We start from the raw sequence: 20,966 nt of genomic DNA, 5'->3' as shown, positions 1-20,966 counted from the left end.
GCCCCACCGGGTTTCCGCCGGTGGGGCCGTTTTCATGGCAACATCACTGTTATGCGGGTCACAGTGCTGGGGGCGTCCGGACGGACGGGGATCCACGTGGTGCGGATGCTGCTGCGGCAGGGTCACACGGTGCGGGCGGGCGTCCGCAGCAAACGCCGTGGCGAGGAAGCCGCCGCGCTCGGCGCCGAGCCGGTGATCGCGGACCTGGCCTCGTTCCCGGAGGCGCTGGTCGACGCCTGCGCCGGGGCGGACGTGGTGATCAACACCGCCGGGGCGGCCGATCCGGACCCGTCCGCGGTGAACCTGGTCGACCGCGACGGTGCCATCGCCGCGGTCCGCGCGGCCGAGAAGGCGGGCGTGGTCCGCTTCCTCCAGCTCTCCGCGCAGTTCGCCGACTCCCCGGACCAGGGCGACCGGCTGGTGCGCTCGTTCCTGCTGGCCAAGCAGGCTTCGGACAGCATCCTGCGCCGGTCCAGCCTGACCTGGACGGTGGTCCGGCCCGGCACGCTCACCGACGACCCGTTCACCGGCCGGGTCCGCCTCGCCGGGCACCTCGAACCCGGGCGGATCTCGCGGCAGGACGTGGCCGCGGTGCTGGTGGCGTCACTGAGCGAGCCGCTCACGGAGAACCGGGGGTTCGACGTCCTCGGCGGCGAGGTCCCGCTCGGCACGGCGCTGGCGTCGATCAGCTGATCCGCTGGTCGAGCCCAGCAACACCCCGCCCACCAGCACCACACCCGCCAGGATCTCCATCGCGTGCGGCCGCTCGCCGAGGAACACGAACGCGCCCGACATGCCGACCACCGGCACCAGCAGCGAGAACGGCGCGACTCGGCCAGCCGGATAGCGCTGCATCAGCAGGGTCCACAGGCCGGAGCCGACGACGGTGCCGAAGAGCACGATGTAGGCGAGCCCGGCCATCGAGGTCCAGCCGGTGGGGGTGGCGATCGTGGCGAGCGCAGTCCAGCCGGCGCCAGGGCCTTCGACCAGCATCGACAACGCGAGCATCGGCAGCGGCGGCACCACGGACATCCACAGCGTGAAGTGCAGCGCGTTCGACGGCTTGGCGCGTCGCGTGCTGAGGTTGCCGACCGCCCAGCTCAGCGCGGCCAGCAAGGTGAGCAGCACCGGCAGGAGCGCGGCCGTCTCGGCCTGCTGCGCGGCGATCACCGCCATCGCGCCCATCGCGACGACGATGCCGACGGTCTGGCGGCGGCTGAACTTCTCGCGCAGGAACACCGTCCCCAGAAGCACGGTGAAGGGCGCCGAGGCCTGCAACACCAGCGACGCCAGCCCGGTCGGCATGCCGATGTCCATCGCGATGAACAGGAAGGCGAACTGGCCGGTGCCGAAGCCGAGGCCGTAGCCGAGCAGGTAGCGCAGCTTCACCTTCGGCCACGGCACGAAGAGGATCGTCGGCACGGCGATGACGGCGAACCGCAGGGCACCCGCGAACAGCGGCGGGAAGTGCCCGAGCAGGGCGTGGATGGCGAGGAAGTTGCAGCCCCAGAGCACGGCGACCAGCAACGCGGTGAACAGATCTCGGCGGGCCATGCCCCTACTGTGCAGCCCGTGATCGTGAAGGACCAGCGAGAATATTTGCAATGACCTTGAAGCGCGTCTTCAGAATTGCTCTAGTCTCTGGGCATGGACATCGGACGCTTGCGCACCCTGCGCGAGTTCGCCGACCGGGGCAGCGTGACGGCGGCGGCCAGGGCGTTGCACTGCACGCCGTCGGCGGTCTCGCAGCAGCTCCGGGCGTTGCAGGCGGAGGTCGGCCTGCCGCTGACCGAACCGGCGGGCCGCGGGCTCCGGCTCACCGACGCGGGCCGCGCGCTGGTCGCCAGGGCCGACGAGGTACTCGCCGCGCTGGAGCGGGCGGAGTCCGAATTGGACACCTACCGCAGCGTGCCGCGCGGGCGGGTCCGGCTGGCGATGTTCCCGTCGGGGGCACTCATGTTGTTGCCGGGCCTGCTGCACCGGGTCGCCGAGTTCGACGGGCTCGAGCTGGACGTGCGCGACATCGACATGACCCCGCCCGAGGTGCCGGGCCTGGTCGCCGACTTCGACCTCGTGGTGACCCACCGCGACGAGCACGCGCCGCCGTTCGGGTCCGACCGGCACGACGTGGTCCACCTGCTGCGGGAGCCGCTGGACGTGGCACTGCCGCCGGGACACCGGCTCGGCGGTGAGAACCGCGTCGACCTCGCCGACCTGGCGGGGGAGCGCTGGATCGGGGTCGACGTCGGGTTCCCGGTGGACGACGTGCTGCGCTCGCTGACCGTGCGGACCGGGGTGCAGCCCACGGTGTTCCAGCGGATCAACGACTTCCGGGTGATCGAGGCGCTGGTCGGGGCCGGGCACGGGGTGGCCCTGCTGCCGCGGTACGCGATCAGCCGCTCGGCAGGCGAGTGCCTGCTGCGGCGCCCGCTCGCCGGAATCCGCGCCGCCAGGCACATCGAGGTGGTGCTGCGCAGGGGCGCGGCGAGCCGTCCCGCGGTGGCCGCCGTGCTCGACGCGCTGCACGCCGAGGTCGCCGCGACGACCGGAGCTTCCGGGTCTTCTGGGCGAATTCCCGGAACCATGCCAGGTTCTGTCATGGTTCGGGCCGATGCTGGGTCTCGTTGAGGAACGACGAGAACGGAGCACGCATGGGAAGCGCACTGTCGGGCAAGGTGGCGCTGGTGGCCGGGGGTACCCGCGGCGCGAGCCGGGCCATCGCGGTCGAACTCGGCCGCGAGGGGGCGACGGTGTACGTCACGGGTCGCACCACCAGGACCCAGCGGTCCGAAGTGGACCGCCCGGAGTCCATCGAGGACACCGCGGAACTGGTGGAACGCGCGGGTGGCAAGGCGATCGCGGTCCGGGTGGACCACCTGGAGAGCACGCAGGTAGCCGAGCTGGCGGCGCGGGTGGACCGCGAGCAGGGGAAGCTGGACATCCTGGTCAACGGCCTGTGGGGCGGTGACGGGTTCCTGGAGTGGGACACGCCCATCTGGAAGCACGACCTGGAAAAGGGCCTGCACCAGCTGCGGCTGGGCGTGCACTCGCACCTGATCACCAGCCACCACCTGCTGCCGCTGATGATCCGGCAGCCGGGTGGGCTGGTGGTCGAGATGACCGACGGCACGCAGGAGTACAACGCGAACTACCGCAAGGGGGCCACGCTGCCGTACTACCTGGCGAAGGCGAACGGGCACCTGCTGGCGATCGGGCAGGCGGCGGAACTGGAGCCGTACGACTGCACGGCGATCGGGTTCACCCCGGGCTGGCTGCGCTCGGAGGCGATGCTGGAGGCGTTCGGCGTCACCGAAGCCAACTGGCAGGACGCGACGGCCGAGCACCCGCACTTCTGCATCTCGGAAACCCCGACGTTCGCGGGTCGCACCGTCGCCGCCCTGGCCGCCGACCCGGACCGGGGCCGCTTCGCGGGTAAGACGGTGAGCAGCGGCCAGCTGGCCCAGCTGTACTCCATCGACGACGTCGACGGCAGCCGCCCGGACGCCTGGCGGTACATCAACGAGGTGGAATCCGTCGGCAAACCCGCCAACCCCACCGGCTACCGCTAACCCCACGGTCACGGATGTGGCCCACCCGCCACATCCGTGCCCCCACACCCGAACCCCACGTTCAGGCACCCGAACCCCACACTCGGGCACCCGAGTTCTACGTTGTCGCACCCGAACCTCACGTTCGGGTAGCCGAACACCACATTCGCGTAAGTGAGTCGCACGTTGAGGTAGCCGAGTCCCGCATTCGAGCAGTCGAGTCCAACATTCGGCCGGGCGAGCCTGTGGTCGGCTGCGGAGCCACCGGCCATGTCACGAATGTGGCTTTCGAGACGTCTGGCGTCTCAAAAGCCACATTCGTGACACCGAGGTCACTCCTGTGGGGCGTTTCGGGCGGCTATGGCGGCGCCGACCTCTGCCAGTGCCGCTCGGACCGAGGCGGGTGAAAGGACCTCCACCTCACTCCCCAAAGAGATCAGCTGGCCGACGGCGATGTGCTCCGTCTCCATCATCAAGCGCGCCTGGATCCAGCCGTCCGCCAGAGGGTGGTGTTCCAGCAGCGACGAACCCATCGACTCCAGGCCCAGCACCTGTGGCAGCCGCCGGAAGGCCCGGGCGCTCAGCCGTAGGGTGACCTCCAGGTGCATGGTCCACCGCTCGAACTCCGCCGACGACCGGCGCCACCAACCGGGCAGGTCGAAGTCCGCGGGCCGCGAGAAGCGCTGGTCGAGCAGCTCCACGGAAGCGATCCGGCCCACCCGGTACGTGCGGATCGCGTCGTCCTCCGGGACGCGGGCGACCAGGTACCAGACCCCCGCTTTGAGCACGAGACCCAGCGGCTCGAGCAGGCGTTCGGCGAGCTTGTCCCGCCGCCGGTAGGAGATCCGGAGCTGCCGCGACTCCCACACCGCCCGCGTCACCGCGGCCAGCGAGTCCGCCGGGTCCTCGCCGCGGAACCAGCCGGGCGCGTCCAGGTGGAAGCGCCCGGCCACGTGTTCCGCCTGCTCACGCAACTCCTTCGGCAGGCTCGCCGACACCTTCGCGTGCGCCGCCGACACCGCGGTTCCCAGGCCCAGCGCGCCCAGCGCCTCCGGGACGCCGAAGGCGAAGATCGCCACGGCCTCCCGCGAGGTCAGCCCGTCGAGCCGGGCGCGCCAGCCGTCGACCAGGCGCACCCCGCCGTTGCGGCCCTGCTCGGTCCACAGTGGAACGCCGGCGTCGCGGAGCGCGGCCAGGTCGCGGTGCATGGTCCGCTCGGACACGCCGAGCTCGCCGGCCAGTTCCGCCGCCGTCGCCCCGCGTTTGCGTTGCAGGGTGAACAACAGGGCGACCAGCCGCTCGGCGCGCACGTCCGCCTACCGGTGCGAGCGGTTCACCGCGGACACCACGGCCCGCAGCGAAGCCGTGACGATCGACGGGTCCACGCCGACGCCCCAGAACACGCGGTCGTCGATCGCGCATTCGATGTAGGACGCCGCCTTCGCGTCGTCACCGGGGGTGAGCGTGTGCTCGCTGTAGTCCAGCAGCCGCAGGTCGAAGCCGACCCCGGCCAGCGCGTCGAAGAACGAGGCGATCGGGCCGTTGCCGCGGCCGGTGATGTCGTGCTCCTCACCGTCCACCCGGACCGTCGCGGCGATCTCGTACTCGCCGCCGCCGTTGTCGGTGACGTGCTGGCGCACCAGCTCCAGCGGCACCTTCGGCTCCAGGTACTCGGCCGAGAACGCGGTCCACATGGTGGCCGGGTTCACCTCGCCACCGGCGGTGTCGGTGTGCCGCTGGATGGTCTTGGAGAACTCGATCTGCAGCCGCCGCGGCAGGTCCAGCTGGTGTTCGCTCTTCATGATGTAGGCCACGCCGCCCTTGCCGGACTGCGAGTTGACCCGGATCACGGCCTCGTAGTTGCGGCCGACGTCCTTCGGGTCGATCGGCAGGTACGGGACCTCCCACGGGTGCTCGTCCACCGGCACGCCCGCCTTCTCGGCGGCCTTGCCCAGCGCGTCCAGCCCCTTGTTGATCGCGTCCTGGTGGCTGCCGGAGAACGCGGTGAACACCAGGTCACCGCCCCACGGGCTGCGCTCGGGCACCGGCAGCTGGTTGCAGTACTCGACCGTGCGCTTGATCTCGTCCATGTCGGAGAAGTCGATCTGCGGGTCGATGCCCTGGCTGTACAGGTTCATGCCCAGCGCGACCAGGTCCACGTTGCCGGTGCGCTCGCCGTTGCCGAACAGGCAGCCTTCGATCCGGTCCGCGCCCGCCTGGTACCCCAGCTCGGCGGCGGCGATGCCGGTGCCGCGGTCGTTGTGCGGGTGCAGCGACAGGATCACCGAGTCGCGGCGCTCCAGGTTGCGGTGCATCCACTCGATCGAGTCGGCGTAGACGTTCGGCGTGGCCATCTCGACGGTGGCGGGCAGGTTCAGGATCGCCGGGCGCTCGGGGGTCGGCTTCCAGATGTCGGTGACCGCGTTGCACACCTCGGCGGCGTAGGACAGCTCGGTGCCGGTGTAGGACTCCGGCGAGTATTGGAAGCGGAAGTCGGTGTCGGAGTACTTCGCCGCGTACTCGACCACCAGCTCCGCGGCCTGCAACGCGATCTTCTTGATGCCCTCGCGCTCCTCGCGGAAGACCACGCGGCGCTGCAGGATCGAGGTGGAGTTGTAGATGTGGACGATCGCGCGCGGGGCGCCCTCCAGCGCCTGGAAGGTGCGCTCGATCAGCTCCGGGCGGCACTGGGTCAGCACCTGGATGTGCACGTCGTCGGGGATGGCGCCTTCGTCGATGATCTCGCGGACGAAGTCGAAGTCGGTCTGGCTGGCGGCCGGGAAACCGACCTCGATCTCCTTGTACCCCATGCGCACCAGCAGTTCGAAGAACTTGCGCTTGCGGGCGGGCGACATCGGGTCGATCAGCGCCTGGTTGCCGTCACGCAGGTCGACCGCGCACCACAGCGGCGCGCGCTCGATGCGGCGGTCCGGCCAGGTGCGGTCGGCTACGTCGATGTTCTCGACCAGTTCGAACCACGGGCGGTAGCGGTGCACCGGCATGGAGGTGCCGCGCTGGGGGTTCCACCGGGGCTGGTCGGCCGGGGCGGGCCGGGACGGCTTGCGAATCCGGCTGGCCGCGGGCTTTTCGGGCGTGCTCATGATCTGGCTACTCCTGCTGCTTCGGACTTCGGGGAACGACCGGCGCGGTGTTTTGCCAGCACCACAAAGCCCCGCGACGAGGAGCCGGTCTGGTCAGGCCCCGTCGCGGCAGCGAAGCAGGAGAGCGCGTGCCACGCCGGTCAGCTTAACCACGGTCACGGCTCGGGAACAAACCCGCGATCATTACTCACAAGTAGCCCCCGGTGCGGTCGCCGTGCGAAACTGCCTGGCATGGGTGAGCACTCCGAGAAGCCGGTGAAGGGTCACGACGAGGCCCCGACGCAGGCGTTGCCCCCGGTCGCCGGCACGCCGGCGCGCGCGGAGATGTTCCGCGAAGAGGAGGCGCTCCAGAAGGAGGCCGCCAAGGAGCAGCGCCGGGCGAACCGGCGTGCGACCAGGCTGCGGATCGTCGGCCTGCTGGCCGCGATCGTGCGCTGGGTCGGCCTGGTCTTCGCGCTGGTGTTGGCCGTGCACGTGATCCTGGTGGTCGGCGGCGCGAACCCGGACAACGGCATCACGCAGTTCATCGGCGACTGGGCGGAGCCGCTCGCGCTGGGCTTCGGCGACCTGTTCACCAACATCTCCGACCCGAAGGCCCAGGTGCTGGTCAACTACGGCATCGCGGCGATCTTCTGGCTGATCGTGTCGTCGCTGGTGGCGAAGATCATCCGCCGCGTGGGTGGCGCCTGATCCGCTAGAACGCCTGGCCCCAGGTCTCGGTGAAGGCGAATTCCGACAGCGGCACCCGTCGCCTCGCGGCTGTCTCGCGGTCCCGGCGCCGCTCCTCCAGTTGAGACGGGTCACCCAAGGTGCCGACGGCGATGGCGACCAGGGGAGTCACGTCGTCCGGCAGGTCGAACTCGCGCCGCACCAGGTGGGGGTTGAAGCCGGCCATCTGGTGCGCGACCAGGCCTTCCGCGATCGCCTGCAGCACCAGGTTCTCGCTCGCCAGGCCCAGTCCGTACTCGGCGTACGGGATGTCGCCCTTGTCGTTCGCGGTCACCACGGCGCCGATCAGCAACGCCCCCGCGCGGTGCGCCCACGACTGGTTCCCCGAGTTCAGCGTGCCGAGGATGCCCTCGAACGTCTTGTCCCCGCGAAAGCCGACCAGGTACCGGGCGGGCTGGGTGTTGCCGTAGGACGGCGCCCAGCGCGCCGCCTCGAGCAGGGCGGTCAGCTGCGCCCTGGTCACCACGGCCGTCTCGTCCAGCGCCCGCGGGCTCCACCGCCGCCGGATCAGGTCGTGGACCGGCACACTCGTCTCGGCGTCCTTCATCAGATCGCATACTGCCAAATCGTCAGCGAATACGCGCCGAACCACGCGCTGGCCACGGCCGCCGCGCACAGCGTCAGCACCACGGTCGACGTCCGGCGCTTCGCCAGCGCCAGCGCGAGCGGGATGAGCAGGGTGAACGCCGGCACCAGCAGCCGCGCCTTGGAGTTCATCAGCCCGTTCGAACCGAGGTCCATCAGCAGCACCCCGACCCCGTAGAGCACCAGCGGCAGCTCCAGCCGCTGCTTGATCGCGATGACCACCAGCACCAGCGCGGCCACCAGGATCGCGATGGTGGCGATCTCCAGCACGTTGCCCGACCGGCCGAGCGCCTTGCCCGCGAAGGTCACCGTGGCCTGGCCCCAGTCGAACCGCGAATCCCACCCGCGCCGCTGCAGATCGGTCCACGCCTGCAGTTGGTCGAACCACCCGGCGTGCGGGCGCAGCTGCACGCCCACCCAGGTCAGGTAGCCGACCAGGCCGACCGGCGCGACCAGCAGCCCGGCCAGCGGGTGCCAGACCTCGCGCTTGCGGACCACGTGCAGCAGCACCGCGACGCCGACCGCGAGCAGCACCGCCGCCGCGGTCGGGCGCACCAGCCCGGCCACCGCGGTGCAGGCGCCCGCGGCCAGCCACTGCCGGTCCAGCACGAAGACCAGGGCCCACGCGGCAGCCGCGCAGAACATCGACTCCGAGTAGGCCATCGACAGCACCACGCCCATCGGCGAGGCCGCGAAGAGGACCACGAGGATGTAGCCGACCCGATCCGAGCCACCGCGGATCATCCGGCCGAGCTTCATCAGCGCGTAGGCGGTCACCACGCCGAAGAAGCCGCTGAGGAGGAAAGCCGCCGTGGGCAGCGCGAGGCCGGTCAACTCGGTGAGCCAGCGCACCGCGGTGGGGTAGCCGGGGAAGAAGGCGAGCGGGGTCTCGAAGCTGCGGCGGCCGAAGGCGTCCACCAGACCCGGCGGCACGCCGGCGTAACCGCCCTGCGCGATGCCGAGGAACCACTGCCCGTCCCACGCCGTCAGCGAGTCGTGGGTTGTGGTGTTGTTCACTCCGGAAAGGACGGACAGCACCAGCACCCCGAGCTGGCGCACCGCGAGGAAGAGGATCGCCGGCAGGAGGAAGAACCCCGCTCTGCGCAGCCCGTCCCGGCGTTCGTCCGGCTGCCGGTGATGCGCACCGCCGGAATTCCCGTCACGGCCCGCCCCGGCCGCGCCGGTGAGGTCGGTCACCGATGTGCTGGACACGCCGGACAGCCTAGTCGAGCAGGCCATTCGCAGTGGTCGCGGCCACACGACGGCACGCCCGGACGGCCCGATCCCGGTAGGCTCACCGACTGAGTCGAATTCGATGGAGCGGGCTCGGCGCCCGCTCGGCGAGGAGGTTCGGGCCGTGGCGCTCGTAGTCCAGAAGTACGGCGGATCGTCGTTGGAGAGCGCTGATCGGATCAAGCGCGTGGCCGAGCGGATCGTGGCCACGAAAAAGGCCGGGAACGAGGTGGTGGTGGTCTGCTCGGCGATGGGCGACACCACCGACGAACTGCTCGACCTGGCCCAGCAGGTGAACCCGGTTCCGCCGGAGCGGGAGATGGACATGCTGCTCACCGCGGGTGAGCGCATCTCCAACGCGCTGGTCGCGATGGCCATCTCCGCCCAGGGCGCGCAGGCCTGGTCGTTCACCGGATCGCAGGCGGGGGTGGTGACCACGGCCGTGCACGGCAACGCGCGGATCATCGACGTCACCCCGAGCCGGGTCAGCGAAGCACTGGAACAGGGTTACGTCGCGCTGGTCGCCGGGTTCCAGGGCGTGGCGCAGGACACCAAGGACATCACCACGCTCGGCCGCGGTGGCTCGGACACCACCGCGGTGGCGCTGGCCGCGGCGCTCAACGCCGACGTGTGCGAGATCTACTCCGATGTGGACGGTGTGTACTCGGCCGACCCCCGCATCGTGCCGGACGCGCGCAAGCTGGATTCCGTGCCGTACGAGGAAATGCTGGAGCTCGCGGCGAGCGGCTCGAAGATCCTGCACCTGCGGTCGGTGGAGTACGCGCGGCGCTACGGCGTGCCGATCCGAGTCCGTTCTTCCTACAGTGACAAGCCGGGCACGACGGTGACCGGATCGATCGAGGAGATCCCCGTGGAACAAGCGTTGATCACCGGTGTGGCGCACGACCGCTCCGAAGCCAAGATCACGGTGACCGGGGTGCCGGACCACGCCGGTGCCGCCGCCCGGATCTTCCGGGTGATCGCCGACGCCGAGATCGACATCGACATGGTGCTGCAGAACGTCTCCAACACCTCGTCGGGGCGCACGGACATCACCTTCACGCTGTCGAAGGCCAACGGCCCCAAGGCGGTCGCGTCGCTGGAGAAGATCAAGGAGGAGCTGGGCTTCTCCTCGGTGCTCTACGACGACCACGTCGGCAAGGTCTCCCTGGTCGGCGCCGGCATGCGCTCGCACCCCGGGGTCACCGCCACCTTCTGCGAAGCCCTGTCCAAGGTCGGGGTGAACATCGAGATCATCAACACCTCCGAGATCCGCATCTCCGTGCTGATCCGGGACGCGCAGCTCGACGACGCGGTGCGCGCCATCCATGACGCATTCGAACTGGGCGGCGACGAAGAAGCCGTCGTCTACGCGGGAAGTGGTCGATAGAAATGGCTCCTGTTCTGGCTCTGGTCGGTGCCACCGGCGCGGTGGGCACCGTGATGATCGACATCATCAACAACCGGGAAACCGTGCCGTGGGGCGAAATCCGGCTGATCGCGTCGGCGCGCTCGGCGGGCAAGAAGCTCACCGTTCGCGGCGAGGAGCTGACCGTCATCGAGCTGACCGCGGAAGCCTTCGACGGCGTCGACGTGGCGATGTTCGACGTGCCCGACGAAATCTCCGCGGAATGGGCGCCGGTCGCGGCGGCCCGTGGCGCGGTGGCCGTGGACAACTCCGGCGCCTTCCGGATGGACGACGACGTGCCGCTGGTGGTCCCCGAGGTCAACGCGGACAAGGTCGGCGAGCGCCCGCGCGGCATCATCGCGAACCCGAACTGCACCACGCTGTCGATGATGGCGGCGCTGGGCGCGCTGCACCGCGAGTTCGAGCTGAAGGAACTCGTGGTGGCCTCGTACCAGGCGGTTTCCGGTGCGGGCAAGGAAGGCGTCGACCGGCTGTACGCCGAACTCGAAGCGGTCGCGGGCAAGCCGGTCGGGGTGTCCGCCGGTGACGTGCGCCGGACGCTGGAGGCGGCCGGTCTGTCCATTTCGGACTCCCCATTCCCGGCGCCGCTGGCGTTCAACGTGGTGCCCTCGGCCGGTTCCTACAAGGGCGACGGCTGGTACTCCGAAGAACTCAAGGTGCGCAACGAATCCCGCAAGATCCTGGGCATCCCGGACCTGAAGGTCTCGGCGACCTGCGTGCGCGTCCCGGTGGTCACCACGCATTCGCTGGCCGTGCACGCCACCTTCGCGCGCGAGGTCACCGTGGAGGAAGCGCACAAGGTGCTCGAAGCGCAGCCGACCATCGTGCTGGTGGACGACCCGGAGAACGGCGTGTTCCCGACGCCCGCCGAGGTCGTCGGCGAGGACCCGACCTACGTCGGCCGGGTGCGCCAGGCGCTGGACTTCCCGAACACGCTGGACTTCTTCGTGTGCGGGGACAACCTGCGCAAGGGCGCGGCGCTGAACACCTACGAGATCGCGGAAACGCTCGCTCCGCAACTGGGCTGACCGGTTCGTCTGGGAAGGCCGTGGGTGCCCCTCACCCACGGCCTTTTCCGCGCCCGGATCAGGGGCGTCGGGCCCGGCGGCAGGCTTCGCCGCGGGCGAGCAGGAACTTCAGGCGGGGGAACTCGTCGTCGTGCCAGATCCACGCGTCGGCGTGGCGGCCGACGTGGCGGAACTGCTCCACGGCCTGGTCGTAGCGTTTGGTCTCGAGCAGCACGAGCGCGGCGATGCTGCGATCGGTGCGGGCGTACGGGCTCGTGGCGCCGTCGCCGGACAGCCAGGCGAGCAGCGCGTCGGTCTGCTGGTGGATGCGGCGGTCCAGCCAGACCTTCGGGTTCTTCGTCGAAGCTTCGTAGGCGGCCTGCAGCGGCAGGGACGACAGCGCCGGGTGGTTCGCGGCGGCCGCTTCGGCGAAGCCGAACATCTGCTCGTCGGAGCCGGCCCACTTCGCGCACCAGTACTGCAGCGCCTGGTCGTGCCCGGCGCGGTGGGCGGGGGCGCGCGCGACCAACCCGGCCCACCACTGCCGGAAGCGTTCGTGCCCGACCTGGAGCCCGCGGGCCATGGTGACCAGGCTCAGCCACGGCGTGGGGTCCTCGGGGACCGCGTCGCACGCCAGTTCCGCGGCTTTGTGCGCGTCGATGAGCGCCCGGCGGAAAGCGGCGAACTGCTCGGGTGAGGTGTCCGAGGCGCGGGCCGAACCGCGGCGGTTCCAGGCGAGCCGGACGAGCGCCTGCGCCTGCACCACCAGCGCGTTGACGTCCCCCGGCGCCTGGGCCCGCCAGGTTCTCAGCCAACTGTTGTCCTCCGCCGCCACCTCGGCCAGCGCTTCCACCTCGGCCGCGCGCCGGTCCCAGTCGGTGCGCTCGGCCAGCGCCGCCGCGGCCGGTCTCCAGTCCCCGGCTCTGACCGCCGCCACCGTGCGGCTTTCCGGTGCCGCCACGGTGATCTCCTCGTCCGGGAACAGGCCCCACCGCCGCACGTCCGGCTGTTTCCCTTCCAGGAGAACGAGTTCCTCGGTGCTGATGGTGGCGCTGAGTTCGTCATAGCTGATGCCGCGGCGTTTGGCCTCCTTCGACAGCGCGCGCATGAGCCGGATTTCACGGGGGAGGGACAGCAGGGACAAGGCGTGCTCCAGTCTTCGGTTAGGTCGCGCCTTTATCGCAGCTCACCAGGGTATTGTTGGCCGGATGTGACCTGCGTCACCGGAGTAAAAACGGTTGAGCTGAACGGCCGAACGGGTGATTCTGGGTTGGTCGGAATTTCCTGGGGAAAGGAAACAGCCATGTACACCGCGGTGGACGGCGCACGCGTGCCGATCCGGATGTGGGCGGACCCGCGTTCGGTCGAAGAGCAGGCGATGCGCCAACTCCACAACGTCGCGAACCTGCCGTGGGTGCACGGGGTCGCGGTGATGCCCGACGTGCACTACGGGAAGGGCGCCACCGTCGGCAGTGTGATCGCGATGCGCGACGCGGTGTCCCCGGCGGCGGTCGGGGTCGACATCGGCTGCGGCATGAGCGCCGTGCGCACCTCGCTGACCGCGGCCGACCTGCCCGACGACCTCGGCAAGCTGCGGCGGCGCATCGAGTCCGCGGTGCCGGTCGGCTTCGGCATGCACCGCAACCCGGTGAACCCCGCGCGGGTGCACGGAGTCGGCGGGTGGTCGGAGTTCTGGAACCGCTTCGGCGAGCTGCACGCCGGCGTGCAGGACCTGCGCGAGCGCGCGCACCGGCAGGTCGGCAGCCTCGGCGGCGGGAACCACTTCATCGAGGTCTGCCTGGAGCAGGGTGGCGCGGACGAGGGGCGGGTGTGGCTGATGCTGCATTCGGGTTCGCGCAACATCGGCAAGGAACTGGCGGAGCGGCACATGGGCGTGGCGCGCAAACTGCCGCACAACGCCGACCTGCCGGACCGCGATCTGGCCGTTTTCGTCGCGGGGACGCCGGAAATGCAGGCGTATCGGCGTGATTTGTTCTGGGCGCAGGACTACGCCGCGCGGAACCGGGCGACGATGGTCGCACTGGTGAAGCAAGCGCTCAAGGACGAGGTGCCGCAGACGACTTTCGACGACGCGATCTCCTGCCATCACAACTACGTTTCGGAGGAGACGTACGACGGTGTCGAGCTGCTCGTGACGCGGAAGGGCGCGATCCGGGCGGGTTCGGGGGATCTGGGGATCATCCCGGGCAGCATGGGGACCGGTTCGTACATCGTGCGCGGGCTGGGGAACGCGGACTCCTTCCAGTCGGCTTCCCACGGCGCCGGGCGGCGGATGTCGCGGACCAAGGCGAAGAAGCTGTACACCGCCGCGGACCTCGCCGCCCAGACCGACGGCGTCGAATGCCGCAAGGACTCGGGTGTGGTGGACGAGATCCCGGCCGCCTACAAGGACATCGACTCGGTCATCGCGGCCCAGTCGGACCTGGTGGAGGTCGTCGCCCACCTGAAGCAGGTCGTCTGCGTCAAGGGTTGAGCGCCTGGTACGTCGTGCGTGCGCACATCGCTCAGTATGTGCGCACGCACGCAATTACCTATACTTTATCCGTGCACACCGAGGACTTGGGCGCGGCCGCCTGGCGCGCCATGGTGCTGGCGCACGACGCGGCGCTGCGCGCGATCGACGCCGACCTCGATCGCGCCGGCCACCTGCCGCTGACCTGGTGCGACGTGCTGCTGGAACTGGACGGCGCCGAGTCGGGCCGGTTGCGCATGCAGGACCTGGGCGAGCGCGTGGTGCTCAGCCGCACGCGCGTGAGCAGGCTGGTGGATGAGATGGCCCGGGCGGGTCTGGTCGAGAAGGTCCGCGACGAGCGGGACCGGCGCGTCCACTGGGCCACGATCACCGACGCGGGCCGCGGGCGCCTGGCCCAGACGACGCCCGCCTACCGGGCCGGAATCGATGCCCACTTCGGTTCGCACCTGAGTGAGAAGGAAAAGCAACTACTGGCGACGGTGCTGACGAAGGTGCACCACGCTCATCAGCGCTCGACCCTCTCGTCGCGGCGGTAGCCCTCTTCGGCGGACTTCATCCACAACACCACCGGTTGTCCACAGATCCGGTGCATCCCCCCTGCGCCCCCGCCGATCTCGGTACGCTGGGTTCGGGGACGCCCCCCCAGGGAAGGGCGGGGGATGTACGGGGGCGGAAACGACCACAAAAAAGGCCTCCCGTCCTGGGGGTGTCGGATTCGAGTAGGTTGGGCGGTATGACCAAATTTGCTGGACGACACCTGATCGGGATCGCGGTGCTGGGCTTGGTGCTCGCCGGGTGTGACGAGGTGTCCCAGGCGGTGAACCAGGCCAACAACGCCACCAGCAAAGCCGCCGCGTGCACGGAGGCGTTGGGGATCGCGAACTTCGATCCCAGTGTGGACCCCGCGCAGCTCCAGGCGCAGGCCGGCGAGAAGGCCACCAAGCTGCGCGAGCTGGGCAACCAGGTCGCCGAGCAGGACGTGCAGCAGACCCTCTTCGCGATGGCCGATTCCTACGTCGAGCTCGAGCAGCAGAAGTCCGACCAGCTCGGCAACGTCAACGACTGGCTCCAGCGCAGCCTCACCGATCTCGAGCAGCTGCAGAAGGCCTGCCTCTAGGAAGCCACCGCCGTTCGCGTGCGGAAGCGGAGTCGCAGCAGGATTCCGGTCGAGGCGAGCAGGAGACCGCCGAGGCCGGAGGCCGCGAAGCCCCAGCCCGGCGACGAGTGGTCCATCACGAATCCGACCACCGGACCGCCGAGGGCGAGGCCGATGCGCGTCGCCGAGTCCTGCAGGCCCATCGCTTCCCCGCGGACGCGCACCGGCGCCAGCGAGGTGACCGCCTCCGTGGTGGCGGCGATCGTCGGCGCGCACACCACGTTCGCGGGCACCAGTACCAGCGCCAGCAGCCACCACGGCGAGTCCACCAGGCCGACCGGGATGGTCAGCACCGCCAGCAACACCATCAGCGTCACCTGCGACAACGACCGGTGCACCGCCCCGTGCACGATGCCGCCCGCCAGCGACGCCACGCACATCACCGCGATGACCACACCCGTCCAGCCGACCTCGCCGTTCTCCCGCAGCGACGCCAGCGCGGCCAGTTCCATGCCGACCAGTACGAACAACGCGCCGACGGCGATCAGCAGGGTGGCGGTCAGCTCCGCGCTCAGCCACGACCGCAGCGGCGGCCGCGTGCCGGTGATCGTCTCGTGCCCCGCGCGCACCGGCGGGTTCGTCAGGTACAGCAGCGCCGCCACCACACCGGACAGCACGCCGATCGAGGTCAGCGCGACCGCCGACGAGAACTGCGTGCTGAGCAGGATCCCGGCCGCCGGACCGATCATGAACGTCACTTCGAGCGACACGGTGTCCAGCGAGTACGCCGTCCGCCGCTGCGTCTCCGGCACCAGCGCGGAGAGCACCTGCCGCGCGATCGAGCCCGCGGGCACGGCCAGCACCCCGGCGGGCAGTGCGACCAGCACCAGCGCCAGGTACGGCAGGTGCGGGGTGGACAGGAAGTAGGTGGCCGAGACCGTGCCGCAGACCAGCACCACCGGCCGCAGCCCGTACCGGTCGATCATCCGGCCGACCAGGGGCGCTCCCAGTGCACTGCCCGCCGTGGACGCCGTGCCGACCAGTCCCGCCTCGCCGTAACCGCGGCCGAGGTCGCTGACCACGTGCAGCGTGAGCGTGATCCCCATCGCGGTGACCGGCAGCCGCGCGAAGAACATCAGCAGCATCGAGCTGGGTACTGACGGCAGCGCGAGCAGGCGGCGGTAGGGCTGGAGCGGCACGAAGCCGATCACACCAATTCCTGGTACACCCGTGCAAGTTTTTTAGCCGAGCCCACAGGTTTTCTTGACTCGTTCCAGAAAACTGGGCATGGTGGGAGGTGCTCCCGAGCTCCACCCCGCCACTACGAGGAGGCCCCGGCGTGACCCAGCCGACCACCAACAACGTGGGCATCCCGGTCGCCAGCGACAACGATTCGCTGACGCTGGGGGCCAACGGCCCGATCCTGCTGCAGGACCACTACCTCATCGAGAAGAACGCGCAGTTCAACCGCGAGCGCGTACCGGAGCGCGTGGTGCACGCGAAGGGTGGTGGCGCGTTCGGCTTCCTCGAGGTGACCGAGGACGTCAGCCAGTTCACCAAGGCCGCGTTGTTCCAGCCGGGCACCCGGACCGAGAGCGTGATCCGCTTCTCCTCGGTGGCCGGGGAGAACGGCTCGCCCGACACCTGGCGCGACCCGCGCGGCTTCGCGGTGAAGTTCTACACCTCGCAGGGCAACTACGACCTGGTCGGCAACAACACCCCGGTGTTCTTCATCCGCGACCCGATCAAGTTCCCGGACTTCATCCACTCGCAGAAGCGCCGCGCCGACAACCACCTGCGCGACCACAACATCCAGTGGGACTTCTGGACCCTGCGCCCGGAGTCGGCGCACCAGGTCACCTGGCTGATGGGCGATCGCGGCATCCCGTCGAACTGGCGTGAGATGAACGGCTACGGCTCGCACACCTACCTGTGGGAGAACGCCGGCGGCGAGAAGTTCTGGGTCAAGTACCACTTCAAGACCGACCAGGGCATCGGCTACCTGACCCAGGCCGACGCCGACCGCATCGCCGGGGTGGACTCCGACTTCTACATCCGCGACCTGTTCAAGAACATCGAGAAGGGCAACCACCCGAGCTGGACGCTGCACGTCCAGGTGATGCCCTACGCCGACGCCGCGGACTACCGGTTCAACCCGTTCGACCTGACCAAGGTGTGGCCGCAGGGCGACTACCCACTGCTCAAGGTCGGCCGCTACGTGCTCGACCGCAACCCGTCGAACTACTTCGCCGAGATCGAGCAGGCCGCCTTCGAGCCGTCCAACCTGGTGCCGGGCATCGGCCCGTCGCCGGACAAGATGTTGCAGGGCAGGCTCTTCGCCTACCCGGACGCGCACCGCTACCGCATCGGCGCGAACTACACCCAGCTGCCGGTCAACGCGCCGAAGTCACCGGTGCACAGCTATTCGCGCGACGGTCAGATGCGCTTCAACAATCCGGGCGACCCGGTCTACGCGCCCAACTCGTTCGGCGGCCCGCACGCCGACGCGAGCGAGACCGCGTCGGCCTACGGCGTCGAGGACGAGGTCATCCGCTCGGCCTACAAGCTGCACGCCGAGGACGACGACTTCGGGCAGCCGGGCACCCTGGTCCGCGAGGTGATGGACGACGAGCAGCGGGACCGGCTGGCGAGCAACATCATCGGCCACGCCTCGAACGACGTCTCCCAGCCGGTGCTCGAGCGCGTCTTCGAGTACTGGCGCAATGTGGACAAGAACCTCGGCGACAAGGTCGCCGCGGCGTTCGGGAAGTAGGACCCCCGCCCGTCGAGGGCGGACGCTCCCACCACACAGCGGCCCGGTGAGTCCTCGGACTCGCCGGGCCGCTTCACGTCAGCTCTTCTTCTTGCTCAACCCGAGGCGCAGCGCGCCCGCGGCTTCGGCGGTGGCTTCGCGGAAACGGCGGCCGATGCCGAGGAAGTTCACGTAGCCGTGGATCAGGTCCTCCTGTCGGTTCAACGCCACCGGCACGCCCGCCTCTTCGAGCTTCTTCGCGTACGCCTCGCCCTCGTCCCGCAGCGGGTCGAACCCGGCGGTGGCCAGGTAGGCGGGCGGCAGTCCACTGAGGTCTTCGGCCAGCAGGGGCGACATGCGGATGTCGGTCCGGTCGACGCCTTCGGGGGCGTAGTGGTCGGCGAACCAGGTCATCTGGGCGTCGGTGAGGAAGAAGCCGTTGCCGAAGATCTCCCGCGACCGGCGACGCGTGCTCATGTCCACCGCCGGGTAGAACAGCAGCTGGAACGCCGGGGCCGGGCCGCCGCGCCGGGTCGTCACGAGCGCGGTGACCGCCGCGAGGTTACCGCCCGCGCTGTCCCCGCCGACCGCGATCCGCGCCGGGTCCGCGCCCAGTTCGCCCGCCTTGGCGTGGGCGTAGTCGAAGGCCGCCAGCGCGTCCTCGGCGGCGGCCGGGAACGGGTGCTCGGGCGCCAGCCGGTAGTCCACCGACAGCACGCGCACACCGGCGTGCTTGGCCAGGAAGCGCGCGGTGTTGTCGTGGCTGTTCCTGGTGCCGACCACCCAGCCGCCACCGTGGAAGAACACCAGCAGGCCGGACGGCTCGGGCAGCCCGTCCGGGGTGTACAGCGTCGCCTCGATACCGCCCGCCGGCGCGGGAATCGTCAGCTCGCGGGTGTGCACCGGCTCGATCGGCTTGCCGCTGACCAGGTGGCGGGACACGTCCAGGTCCGCGCGCGAGCGCTCCACCGACTGCCCGGCCAGCTCGGCACCGGTGAGCTGCTGCAGCCGCAGCAGCAACTGCGCGTCGAGCGCCAGTTCCTGCCCGTCCAGCCGGATCGGCGCCCCGGCGATCAGCCGTTTGACCGGCGTCGGCAGGGCGTAGAGCAACTGGGCCGCGGCGGCTTGCACGCGGATCTGCACGGGCACGGTCATGGTGGGTTTCCTCCCGGCCGAGATACTGGCGGTATGAGGCTACTTGCCAGTAGCACCGCTCGCCAGGGGGTGGTGTGACGCGGAACTCGGGTGGAATGCCTGGTCCTCCAGTTAAGTGGAGGGGCTAGCCTCGAATGAGTGAGTGGTGACAGGCTTGCCGGGGACGTGGAAGGCGCGGTGATGGGGATGGCCATCAAGGTGGTGGGCCTCGGCGGCTCGCTGCGGGACGGTTCCCAGACCGAGCGCGCCCTCCGCCTGGCGCTGGCCGGCGCCGAGAGCGCGGGCGCGGAAACCCTCGCGATCACCGGCTCCGACCTGGCGCTGCCCTTCTACGACGCCGGGGAGATCGACCGCACGCCGGAGGCGGCGTACCTGGTCGAACAGGTGCGCACGGCCGACGGCGTGATCATCGCCTCACCCGGTTACCACGGCGCCCTGTCCGGCCTGGTGAAGAACGCCCTGGACTACATCGAGGACCTGCGCGGCGACGAACGCCCGTACCTCGACGGCCGCGCGGTCGGCCTCGCTTCGATCGCCTTCGGCTGGCAGGCCTCGGTCGCCACGCTCGCCCAGCTCCGCACCATCACGCACTCCCTGCGGGGCTGGCCGACGCCGCTTGGTGGCGCGATCAACTCCGCCGAGGTCAAGTTCGACGAGGGGGGCGGCTGCTCCTCGGAGAAAGCCGAGTTCACCCTCCGCACCATCGGTACCCAAGTGGTGGAATTCGCGCGTTTCCGCGCCGGGCACTGATTCGGCAGACCGCACCCGGGTATCCGCCCGGGTGACGCCTGTCATGGTGCGGCATTTTCGGCCCTCCACCTGGCGTTGTACGGGGTGACGACCCGATGCACCCGACAGCGGAGGAAGGCGAGGAGATTGGTCCAGGCGCTCTACACCGCCGAGGCGGTGGCCCGTGGTGAAGGCCGGGACGGCGAGGTCACCTCGTCCGACGGGGTCATCGACGAGACGCTGGCCACCCCCAAGGAGCTCGGCGGTCCCGGCGGGGAACACACGAATCCGGAACAGCTCTTCGCGGCGGGCTACGCGGCCTGCTTCCACAGCGCGCTGAAAGTGGCCGCGCGTCAGCTCGGCGTCGACCCCGGTGCGTCCGAAGTCACCGCGCGGGTCGGCATAGGCAAGAACGATCAGGGGAAGTTCGAACTGAGCGTCGAACTCGACACCAAGCTCAGCGGCATGGAACAGGGCAAAGCAGACGAACTGGTGACCCAGGCGCACCAGCTCTGCCCGTACTCCAGCGCCACCCGCGGCAACATCGCGGTCGAGGTCACCGCCACCACCACGGATTGAGAGGACGGCACACCATGGCAAACGCGCCGATCAAGAGTCCGCTCAGCGAGAGCGACAAGGAAGTCACCGGGAACGTGCTGCAGGCGACCCTGGTCGACCTCGTGGACCTGTCGCTGATCGCCAAGCAGGCCCACTGGAACGTGGTCGGGAAGAACTTCCGCAGCGTGCACCTGCAGCTCGACGAGCTGGTGGACACCGCGCGGACCTACACCGACTCGGTCGCCGAGCGGGCCAACGCCATCGGCATCTCGCCGAACGGCAAGGCCAAGACGGTGGTCGCCAGCTCGGGCCTGCCGGACTACCCGGAGAACTGGCAGTCCGACGAGAAGACCGTCGCCGCCATCGTCGACATCCTCGCCGAGCTGATCCAGCGGCTGCGCAAGCGCATCGACGAGACCGACAAGAGCGACCTGGTCACCCAGGACCTGCTGATCGAGATCACCAACAAGCTCGAAGAGGCCCACTGGATGTGGCAGGCCCAAGCCGCCTGACCCCGTCCCAGCTAGCCTGACGAATGCTATGAATGGGG

The 20,966-nt window shown here is 69.8% G+C and carries 21 protein-coding genes; 13 read left to right on the top strand and 8 right to left on the bottom strand.

Annotation, left to right across the window (positions count from 1 at the left end):
• The first annotated feature begins 51 nt into the window (after positions 1-51).
• Positions 52-693, top strand: a complete 642-nt coding sequence (locus tag JOM49_RS04365) for an SDR family oxidoreductase (RefSeq protein ID WP_209663070.1) — start codon at positions 52-54, stop codon at positions 691-693.
• Here JOM49_RS04365 and JOM49_RS04360 read toward each other — a convergent pair.
• Positions 604-1,554, bottom strand: coding sequence for an EamA family transporter (locus JOM49_RS04360; protein WP_209663069.1), 951 nt, complete (start codon positions 1,552-1,554; stop codon positions 604-606). The two genes, JOM49_RS04365 and JOM49_RS04360, sit on opposite strands and share 90 nt — an antisense overlap.
• Before the next feature lie 93 nt (positions 1,555-1,647).
• Here JOM49_RS04360 and JOM49_RS04355 point away from each other — a divergent pair, with 93 nt between their 5' ends.
• Together JOM49_RS04355 and JOM49_RS04350 are read left to right on the top strand one after the other, a co-directional pair.
• On the top strand, positions 1,648-2,628 hold the full coding sequence (locus JOM49_RS04355; protein ID WP_209663068.1) for a LysR family transcriptional regulator: 981 nt from the start codon (positions 1,648-1,650) through the stop codon (positions 2,626-2,628).
• Positions 2,629-2,651: 23 nt separating this feature from the next.
• Entirely contained in the window at positions 2,652-3,569 is a 918-nt protein-coding gene (locus tag JOM49_RS04350) for an SDR family oxidoreductase (RefSeq protein ID WP_209663067.1), read from the top strand.
• Positions 3,570-3,880: 311 nt separating this feature from the next.
• Here JOM49_RS04350 and JOM49_RS04345 read toward each other — a convergent pair whose 3' ends face one another.
• Together JOM49_RS04345 and leuA are read right to left on the bottom strand one after the other, a co-directional pair.
• Positions 3,881-4,858 carry a helix-turn-helix transcriptional regulator gene (locus JOM49_RS04345; RefSeq protein ID WP_209663066.1) on the bottom strand — a complete coding sequence of 326 codons (978 nt, stop codon included), beginning with the start codon at positions 4,856-4,858 and terminating at the stop codon, positions 3,881-3,883.
• A gap of 6 nt (positions 4,859-4,864) precedes the next feature.
• Entirely contained in the window at positions 4,865-6,649 is a 1,785-nt protein-coding gene (leuA, locus tag JOM49_RS04340; protein ID WP_209663065.1) for a 2-isopropylmalate synthase, read from the bottom strand.
• Between the two features lie 231 nt (positions 6,650-6,880).
• On the opposite strand from leuA, the gene JOM49_RS04335 reads away from it, so the two are divergent.
• Entirely contained in the window at positions 6,881-7,339 is a 459-nt protein-coding gene (locus JOM49_RS04335) for a hypothetical protein (protein ID WP_438801120.1), read from the top strand.
• Positions 7,340-7,343: 4 nt separating this feature from the next.
• On the opposite strand, the gene JOM49_RS04330 is transcribed toward JOM49_RS04335, so the two are convergent.
• Both JOM49_RS04330 and JOM49_RS04325 read right to left on the bottom strand, forming a co-directional pair.
• Entirely contained in the window at positions 7,344-7,925 is a 582-nt protein-coding gene (locus tag JOM49_RS04330; protein ID WP_209663064.1) for a nitroreductase family protein, read from the bottom strand.
• The gene (locus JOM49_RS04325; RefSeq protein WP_281068304.1) at positions 7,925-9,175 is read right to left on the bottom strand and encodes a putative hexosyltransferase; all 1,251 of its coding nucleotides are present in this window, start codon (positions 9,173-9,175) and stop codon (positions 7,925-7,927) included. The genes JOM49_RS04330 and JOM49_RS04325 overlap by 1 nt, the downstream gene beginning before the upstream one ends.
• 145 nt (positions 9,176-9,320) lie before the next feature.
• Here JOM49_RS04325 and JOM49_RS04320 point away from each other — a divergent pair, with 145 nt between their 5' ends.
• Together JOM49_RS04320 and JOM49_RS04315 are read left to right on the top strand one after the other, a co-directional pair.
• Entirely contained in the window at positions 9,321-10,586 is a 1,266-nt protein-coding gene (locus tag JOM49_RS04320; protein ID WP_209663063.1) for an aspartate kinase, read from the top strand.
• 2 nt (positions 10,587-10,588) lie between these two features.
• Positions 10,589-11,653, top strand: a complete 1,065-nt coding sequence (locus JOM49_RS04315; protein ID WP_209663062.1) for an aspartate-semialdehyde dehydrogenase — start codon at positions 10,589-10,591, stop codon at positions 11,651-11,653.
• A 58-nt stretch (positions 11,654-11,711) separates the two neighbouring features.
• Here the strand turns inward: JOM49_RS04315 and JOM49_RS04310 are convergent, their stop codons facing one another.
• Positions 11,712-12,776, bottom strand: coding sequence for a hypothetical protein (locus JOM49_RS04310; RefSeq protein ID WP_209663061.1), 1,065 nt, complete (start codon positions 12,774-12,776; stop codon positions 11,712-11,714).
• Positions 12,777-12,935: 159 nt separating this feature from the next.
• On the opposite strand from JOM49_RS04310, the gene JOM49_RS04305 reads away from it, so the two are divergent.
• The 3 genes from JOM49_RS04305 (at position 12,936) to JOM49_RS04295 (ending at position 15,243) form a co-directional block, all read left to right on the top strand.
• Positions 12,936-14,126 (top strand): RtcB family protein, encoded by a 1,191-nt coding sequence (locus tag JOM49_RS04305; protein WP_209663060.1) that lies wholly within the window; start codon positions 12,936-12,938, stop codon positions 14,124-14,126.
• Between the two features lie 71 nt (positions 14,127-14,197).
• Positions 14,198-14,662, top strand: a complete 465-nt coding sequence (locus JOM49_RS04300) for a MarR family winged helix-turn-helix transcriptional regulator (protein ID WP_308158644.1) — start codon at positions 14,198-14,200, stop codon at positions 14,660-14,662.
• 197 nt (positions 14,663-14,859) lie between these two features.
• Entirely contained in the window at positions 14,860-15,243 is a 384-nt protein-coding gene (locus JOM49_RS04295; protein WP_209663059.1) for a DUF8711 family protein, read from the top strand.
• Here the strand turns inward: JOM49_RS04295 and JOM49_RS04290 are convergent.
• On the bottom strand, positions 15,240-16,367 hold the full coding sequence (locus JOM49_RS04290) for an MFS transporter (RefSeq protein WP_209670784.1): 1,128 nt from the start codon (positions 16,365-16,367) through the stop codon (positions 15,240-15,242). The two genes, JOM49_RS04295 and JOM49_RS04290, sit on opposite strands and share 4 nt — an antisense overlap.
• Positions 16,368-16,561: 194 nt before the next feature.
• On the opposite strand from JOM49_RS04290, the gene JOM49_RS04285 reads away from it, so the two are divergent.
• Positions 16,562-17,995, top strand: a complete 1,434-nt coding sequence (locus JOM49_RS04285; RefSeq protein WP_209663058.1) for a catalase — start codon at positions 16,562-16,564, stop codon at positions 17,993-17,995.
• 78 nt (positions 17,996-18,073) lie between these two features.
• Here JOM49_RS04285 and JOM49_RS04280 read toward each other — a convergent pair whose 3' ends face one another.
• Positions 18,074-19,129: an alpha/beta hydrolase gene (locus JOM49_RS04280; RefSeq protein ID WP_209663057.1), complete on the bottom strand. Its 1,056-nt coding sequence runs from the start codon at positions 19,127-19,129 to the stop codon at positions 18,074-18,076.
• 180 nt (positions 19,130-19,309) lie between these two features.
• Between JOM49_RS04280 and JOM49_RS04275 the strand changes: the two genes are divergently transcribed.
• From JOM49_RS04275 to JOM49_RS04265, 3 genes are all read left to right on the top strand, one after another.
• Positions 19,310-19,879, top strand: coding sequence for an NADPH-dependent FMN reductase (locus JOM49_RS04275; RefSeq protein ID WP_209670782.1), 570 nt, complete (start codon positions 19,310-19,312; stop codon positions 19,877-19,879).
• A gap of 126 nt (positions 19,880-20,005) precedes the next feature.
• Positions 20,006-20,437 carry an organic hydroperoxide resistance protein gene (locus JOM49_RS04270; protein ID WP_209663056.1) on the top strand — a complete coding sequence of 144 codons (432 nt, stop codon included), beginning with the start codon at positions 20,006-20,008 and terminating at the stop codon, positions 20,435-20,437.
• Positions 20,438-20,451: 14 nt separating this feature from the next.
• On the top strand, positions 20,452-20,928 hold the full coding sequence (locus JOM49_RS04265) for a Dps family protein (protein ID WP_209663055.1): 477 nt from the start codon (positions 20,452-20,454) through the stop codon (positions 20,926-20,928).
• Positions 20,929-20,966: the final 38 nt, after the last annotated feature.

It is taken from the genome of Amycolatopsis magusensis (assembly GCF_017875555.1).
Lineage (GTDB): Bacteria > Actinomycetota > Actinomycetes > Mycobacteriales > Pseudonocardiaceae > Amycolatopsis > Amycolatopsis magusensis.
The sequence above is the reverse complement of the archived record's forward strand: the minus strand, read 5'-3'. Positions and strand labels throughout refer to the sequence as shown.